This window comes from Actinophytocola sp., assembly GCF_035634895.1.
Classification (GTDB): Bacteria; Actinomycetota; Actinomycetes; order Mycobacteriales; family Pseudonocardiaceae; genus Actinophytocola.
Window position 1 is genome coordinate 1 of sequence record NZ_DASQCC010000054.1, and the last position, 6,693, is coordinate 6,693.

Annotated in this window: 7 protein-coding genes; 4 read left to right on the top strand and 3 right to left on the bottom strand. The window is 71.5% G+C overall.

Annotated features, from left to right (window positions below; translation table 11 throughout):
• From groEL to VET29_RS07830, 3 genes are all read right to left on the bottom strand, one after another.
• On the bottom strand, positions 1-975 hold a 975-nt coding region (groEL, locus tag VET29_RS07820), incomplete at its 3' end, for a chaperonin GroEL (protein ID WP_324916707.1).
• Between the two features lie 171 nt (positions 976-1,146).
• The gene (locus VET29_RS07825) at positions 1,147-2,379 is read right to left on the bottom strand and encodes a serine/threonine-protein kinase (RefSeq protein WP_324916710.1); all 1,233 of its coding nucleotides are present in this window, start codon (positions 2,377-2,379) and stop codon (positions 1,147-1,149) included.
• Between the two features lie 77 nt (positions 2,380-2,456).
• Positions 2,457-3,104 (bottom strand): AIM24 family protein, encoded by a 648-nt coding sequence (locus VET29_RS07830; RefSeq protein ID WP_324916713.1) that lies wholly within the window; start codon positions 3,102-3,104, stop codon positions 2,457-2,459.
• 69 nt (positions 3,105-3,173) lie between these two features.
• Between VET29_RS07830 and glp the strand changes: the two genes are divergently transcribed.
• The 4 genes from glp (at position 3,174) to pssA (ending at position 6,625) form a co-directional block, all read left to right on the top strand.
• Positions 3,174-4,385, top strand: a complete 1,212-nt coding sequence (glp, locus tag VET29_RS07835; protein ID WP_414636457.1) for a gephyrin-like molybdotransferase Glp — start codon at positions 3,174-3,176, stop codon at positions 4,383-4,385.
• A gap of 19 nt (positions 4,386-4,404) precedes the next feature.
• Positions 4,405-4,683, top strand: coding sequence for a GlsB/YeaQ/YmgE family stress response membrane protein (locus VET29_RS07840; RefSeq protein WP_324916720.1), 279 nt, complete (start codon positions 4,405-4,407; stop codon positions 4,681-4,683).
• A 234-nt stretch (positions 4,684-4,917) separates the two neighbouring features.
• Positions 4,918-5,631, top strand: a complete 714-nt coding sequence (locus VET29_RS07845) for a phosphatidylserine decarboxylase (protein ID WP_324916723.1) — start codon at positions 4,918-4,920, stop codon at positions 5,629-5,631.
• Between the two features lie 55 nt (positions 5,632-5,686).
• On the top strand, positions 5,687-6,625 hold the full coding sequence (pssA, locus tag VET29_RS07850; RefSeq protein ID WP_414636458.1) for a CDP-diacylglycerol--serine O-phosphatidyltransferase: 939 nt from the start codon (positions 5,687-5,689) through the stop codon (positions 6,623-6,625).
• The last annotated feature ends 68 nt before the right edge of the window (positions 6,626-6,693 follow it).

Below are 6,693 nucleotides of genomic sequence, written 5' to 3' on the forward strand. Positions count from 1 at the left end.
CTTGGTCACCACGACCTTGCGGGCACGGCCCAGCAGCGAGATGTCGGCGTTGTCCAGCTTCAGACCCACGTCCTCGGACACGACGGTGCCGCCGGTCAGGATCGCGATGTCCTGCAGGATCGCCTTACGACGGTCACCGAAGCCCGGGGCCTTGACGGCGACGGACTTGAAGGTGCCGCGGATCTTGTTGACCACCAGGGTCGCCAGGGCCTCGCCCTCGACGTCCTCGGCGATGATCAGCAGCGGCTTCGAGGCCTGCATGACCTTCTCCAGCACCGGGAGCAGGTCCTTGACGGCGGAGATCTTCGAGCCGTACAGAAGGATGTACGGGTCCTCGAGGATGGCCTCCTGGCGCTCCGGGTCGGTCACGAAGTAACCGGCCAGGTAGCCCTTGTCGACGCGCATGCCCTCGGTGAGCTCCAGCTCCATGCCGAGCGCGTTGCTCTCCTCGACGGTGACGACGCCTTCCTTGCCGACCTTGTCCAGCGCCTCGGCGATCAGCTCGCCGATCGTGGTGTCAGCGGCGGAGATGGACGCGGTCGCCGCGATCTGCTCCTTGGTCTCGACCTCACGCGACGCCTTGTGCAGCTGCTCGGTGATGGCCTCGACGGCCTGCTCGATGCCGCGCTTCAGCGACAGCGGGTCGGCGCCGGCGGCGACGTTGCGCAGGCCCTCGCGCACGAGCGCCTGGGCGAGCACGGTCGCGGTGGTGGTGCCGTCACCCGCGACGTCGTCGGTCTTCTTGGCGACCTCCTTGACGAGCTCGGCCCCGATCTTCTCCCACGGGTCCTCGAGCTCGATCTCCTTGGCGATGGAGACACCATCGTTGGTGATGGTGGGCGCGCCCCACTTCTTCTCGAGCACGACGTTGCGGCCACGAGGTCCGAGCGTCACCTTCACGGCGTCGGCGAGGATGTTCAACCCACGCTCGAGCCCGCGGCGCGCCTCCTCGTCGAACGCGATCAACTTGGCCATTGCGGTGTAAGTCCTCCGTTGTGGTCCTACGTTGCGTGGCCAGGCTCGGTGCCCGCGACGGACGACCGGAGGTACCCGGCCTCACCGTCCCGACCTCAACTTGGCACTCCACAGACATGAGTGCCAGGTCCGTGTTTAGCACTCTCCCCGCACGAGTGCAAGAAATGCAGGTCAGCGAGATGCCCCGGTCGAGTGACCGGAGTCCTCCCCGACCTTGATCGACGGCAGGGTCTTCTTCGTGGTGTTCGTCGTGGTCTGGTCGGAGCCGCCCGGGTTGTTGTCCGCCGGGGGCTCGTCCGACGCCGAGAACAGGAAGATCGCCGCCACGATCAGTCCGATGGCGAGGACGCCGACGAGCACCGGCGCGATCCATCGGTTGGCACCCGCGGAGTCGGACGACGTGAACGCCGTGCTGCCCGCCGGCACCGGCGGGCGCAGCCGCACCGGATCGGACGAGGACACCGGGGGACGCTGGTACCCGCTGGGCGGACCGCTCGGCTGCTGCCGGTACGGCGGCACGGGCCCCGCGGACCTCGGCCCCACCGGCACGGAGGGGAGGCGCTGCCGCACCGGCTGCGAGAGCGCCTGCCTTGCCGCCGCGATCAGCTCGCGGCAGGTGGCGTACCGCTGGGCCGGCGCCTTGGCCATGCCGCGGCGGATCACCTCGTCGATGGTGGCCGGCAGGTTCGGCGCCTGCGCGGTCAGTGCCGGCACGTCCCGGTTCAGGTGCCCCTGGATCACCTCGGGCACCGAGCCCTGGAACGGCGGCCGCCCGCACAGGCACGCGAAGAGCACGCAGGCCAGCGAATATGCGTCGGTCCGCGCGTCGACCGGCTCGCCACGCAGGTGCTCGGGAGCGGCGTAGGTGGGCGAGCCGAGGAAGTCCCCGCCTCTGGTCCGGTGGCCGGTCGCGCCGCGGCGGGTCAGCCCGAAGTCCGCGACGTACACGTGCTCCGCGGTCGACTCGCGGCTCGTGACCAGCACGTTCGCCGGCTTGACGTCCAGGTGCACCAGCCCGCGCTCGTGCAGGTTGTCCAGCGCCTCGGCGACCTGCGACAGCAGGGCGAGCGCACGGTCGGGCTGGAGCGGTCCGTCCTTGATCAACGAGGCGAGGTCGGAGCCGTCGACCAGCCGCATGGCGATGTAGAGCAGCCCGTCGACCTCGCCGAAGTCGTACAGGGGCACCACGTTCGCGTGGTCGATGGCCGAGGTGTTGCGGGCCTCGTCGACGAACCGCTCGCGGAACTCGGGGTCCTCGGTGAGGTGCTCGGCGATGACCTTGAGCGCCACCTTGCGCCCGAGCCGGATGTCCGTGGCGCGGTACATCACGCTCATGCCGCCCTTGCCGAGCACACCGTCGATCCGGTAATGCCCCATGCGACGCCCGGTGAGGTCCTCCGCCACCACTCATCCATTCGTAGGCCGACTCGGCACAGCCTAACGTCCGACGCGGACGACCCACGTCCGGTTCGCGTCTTCGGTCATCTGCTGTGACCTGATGCCGCGAGCAGGGCGGCCATGGTCCGCGCGTTGCGGGTCTGGATCAGCAACTGACCTGGTCCGGCGAAGTCCAGCAGCAGCCCCTCCCCGGTCCGCACGGACTGGCTGACCGACTGGCTGACCGCCCGCAGGCGGGCCTGGGTGTGCTCGCTGTAGGCCAGGAGGTAGGACGGGTCGACGGTGATCAGCTCGCCCTGCCCGAGCGACACGACGTCGAGCGAGCCGCATGCCGAGATCGCCAGCGCGCCGACGCCGGACACGTGCTCGACGAACCCGTGCTCGGCGCCGAAGAGGCCGCGGAACCCCGCCCACTGCGCGTCGGTGCGCACGGTCGCGGGCGCGGCGAGCCAGCAGCCCTTCGACACGCACCAGCCGCTGACCCCGTCGAGTTCCAGCGTGTACACGTCGCCGGGCAGCGCCGGCGCGACGTCGACCCAGCCGCCCTCGGCCGGCGCGGTGAACACGGCACGGGCGGCCTTCGATCTCGATCCGCCGCGGGGCCGCACGTCCACGACCATGCCGTAGCTGGTCGCGATCATGGACGAGTAGTCGGCCTGCACCGCCTCACCCGGGGCGAGCAGCAGCCTGGCCACGCCGAACGCCGGGGTGTGCCGAGTGCGGACCTGCACCTGTCGAGCCCTCCGAGACGTGAGAACGAGTCAGGTGCAGTCTGGCATGCACGTTTTCCGAGGGGCAGGATGCCGGACGTGCCGAAACCGATTTCCGTTGACGACTACCGCGCTCGCGTCGGGGCGCTGGTCGCCGCGACCCCCGTCACGCCGCTGCCGCTCGACCAGTGCGTCGGGCTGGTGCTCGGCGCCGACCTGGTGGCGCCGGTGTCGCTGCCGCCGTTCGACAACTCGGCCATGGACGGGTACGCGGTCCGCTCGGTCGACGTCGCCGGGGCCGGCGGGACCGGCGGCCCGGTCGAGCTGCCCGTCGCCGAGGACATCCCCGCCGGCCGGACGGACGTCGTGCCGCTGCTGCCCGGGACCGCGCACCGGATCATGACGGGCGCGCCGGTGCCCCCGGGCGCGGACGCGATCGTGAAGGTCGAGGACACCGACGGCGGCGTCGAGCTGGTGACGATCAGGGCGTCCGCCGCGCCGGGCACGCACGTCCGGCGGACCGGCGAGGACGTCACCGAGGGCGCGACCGTGCTGCGTGCCGGCACCGTGCTCGGGTCGCCGCAGCTGGGGCTCGCGGCCGCGGTCGGGCGGGCCGAGCTGCCGGTGCGCCGGCCGGTGCGGGCGCTGATCCTGTCGACCGGCTCGGAGCTGGTCGAGCCCGGCGTGCCGCTGCGGCCCGGACAGATCTACGAGTCGAACAGCGTGCTGCTCGCGGCCGCCGTGCGGGAGATCGGCGGCGAGACGACCGTGCTGCGGTTCGTGCCCGACGACGTGCGGGCCTTCCACCGGACGATCGCCGGGCACGTCGACGACGTGGACGTGCTGATCACCTCGGGCGGGGTGAGCGCGGGCGCGTACGAGGTGGTCAAGGACGCGCTGTCGGGTCAGGGCGTGGACTTCCTGCGGGTCGCGGTGCAGCCGGGCGGGCCGCAGGGCAGCGGGTCGTTCCAGGGACTGCCGGTGGTCACGCTGCCGGGCAACCCGGTGAGCGCGGCGCTGTCGTTCGAGCTGTTCCTCCGGCCGGCACTGCTCGCGGCGATGGGGCACACGGTGATCGACCGGCCGCGGCTGAAGGCGCGGTCGGCGGCGGAGCTGCGGTCGCCGTCGGCGCGGCGGCAGTACCGGCGTGGGTACGTCGAGGGGGACGTGGTGAATCCGGTCGGTGGACCGGGCTCGCACCTGCTTGCCGCTTTCGCCGCGTCCAACTGCCTCATCGAGGTGCCCGAGGACGTCGAAGTGATCGCGGAGGGTGATCTCGTCACCGTGCTGGTTCTCGACTGATCCCGTTAGGCTCACGATCGTGGGATTCATCGCGTGGATCGTGTTCGGGGCCATCGTCGGCTGGGTGGCCAACATCGTGGTCGGCGGGCGCTCCCGGCAACGGCAGGGTTGCCTGGTCAGCATCATCGTCGGCGTGGTCGGGGCCGCATTGGGCGGACTGCTGTACCGGGCGTTCACCGGTCAGGAGAAGACCTGGGACTTCGACTTCCCGAGCCTGGGGGTCGCCGCCGTCGGCGCGGTCGTCCTGCTGGTGATCGTCCGGCTGATCCAGGGACTCGCGAGTCGCGACCGACAGTAGCCGACCTCACACGGTGGGCTATTGCTCGCTTCCTGTGAACGCACGTACACTTCCCGTACCCCCGGGAGCCTGTCGGCACGTGCGCGTCGTCGGGGGGCGCACGCGGCCGGCTCCCCGGGACCTCGGTCGGTGCGACCCCGCGAACCCGGCCCTGGTCCCCGCTGTCACCGACAGCGACCGGCGTAGCGTGGTGCGTGTATTGACGCCGCACCAGTTGCGAGGAATGTCCGGTTGATGACCGAACCCAGCAAGACCACTGATACGGGCCGCCTTGCCCACATCATCGCGCTGACCAGGAGCGTCGTGCCGCCGATACACCCGGCGGGCCGCCCGTTCGCGCTCGGCGCCGCGGGCCTGGCGCTGCTGCTCCGCCGCCTCTCCCGCCGGCTCGGCGTGGTCGGGTTCGTGCTGGCGGGCGCGGTCACCTGGTTCTTCCGCGAGCCCAAGCGCGTCCCGCCGAGCCGGACCGGCGTGGTCGTGGCCGCCGCGGACGGCGCCGTGTCCCACGTCGTACTCGCCGAGCCGCCCGCCGAGCTGGGGCTGCCCGCCGGTGAGCGGCTGCGGATCAGCGTGTTCCTGTCCGTGTTCGACGTGCACGTACAGCGGGCGCCGGTCGCCGGGCTGGTCACCCGCGCGGTGTACAGGCCGGGCAAGTTCCTGTCCGCCGACCTGGACAAGGCCAGCGAGGACAACGAGCGCAACTCCCTGCTGCTGACCACTTCGAGCGGCGTCGAGGTGGTGGTCGTGCAGATCGCCGGCCTGATCGCGCGCCGGATCGTGTGCCAGGTCGCGGAGGGTGACAAGGTCGAGGTCGGCGCCACCTACGGGCTGATCCGGTTCGGGTCCCGCGTGGACGTCTACGTGCCGGCCGGCTCGCGGGTGCTCGTCGAGCCGGGACAGCGCACGATCGGCGGCGAGACCGTCCTCGCGGAACTGCCGGAGGCCTGAGTTGGCCGCCTCTCCCGGCGTCCGGGTGCTGCCGAACGCCATCACCGTGCTCGCCATGTGCGCGGGCCTGTCGTCCGTGCAGTTCGCGCTGGCCAAACAGTTCCAGCTGGCCATCGCCGCGATCGCCGTCGCCGCGGTCCTCGACAGCCTCGACGGTCGCATCGCCCGCCTGCTCGACGCGACCAGCAAGATGGGCGCCGAGCTGGACTCGCTGGCCGACGCCATCTCGTTCGGCGTCGCGCCGGCGCTCGTGCTGTACGTGTGGCAGTTCCAGGGCAACCGCGTCGGCTGGGTGATCGCGCTGGTGTTCGCGGTGTGCATCATCCTGCGGCTCGCGCGGTTCAACACGCTGCTCGACGACACCGAACAACCGCCGTACGCCAAGGAGTTCTTCGTCGGCGTGCCCGCGCCGGCCGGCGGGCTGGCGGCGCTGCTGCCGCTGATCGTGACGATGCAGATCGGTCGCGACGGCTGGTGGGACTCCGACGCGCTGGTCATGGTCTGGACCGTCGCCATCGCGGCCCTGCTGATCAGCCGCATCCCGACGCTGTCGCTCAAGACGATCAAGGTGCCGCCAAGGATGGTCGCGGTGCTGTTGGGGCTCGTCGCCCTGGTCGCGGCCGCGGTGATCACCTACCCGCTGGTGACGCTGGCGTGCCTGCTCGGCATCTACCTGCTGCACGTGCCGTACGCGATCCGCCGGCACCACTGGCTCGCGAACCACCCGGAGGCGTGGGACGTGCCGCCGAGGGAGCGCCGCGCGATCCGCCGGGGCGGCGCCGGGCGCCGGCTCGGGTTGCGGCCGCCACGGATGCGCCGGGTCGCGGGCGCCGCGCGGGCGGTGTGGCCGCGGCGCAACGGCGGTGGCGAGCACGGCGTGCTGCTGCCGACCGACGCGCCCCGCATGCGCCGGTCGGCGGGCCGGGCCCGCAACTGGCGGCGGATCGGCTTGCGCCGCAACCAGTCGAGACCAGGCACCCGCGACGATCAGTGAGATGACGACCGGTGAGATGACGACCGGTGATGTGACGACCGGTGATGTGACGCGGTCCGCGAGCTCCA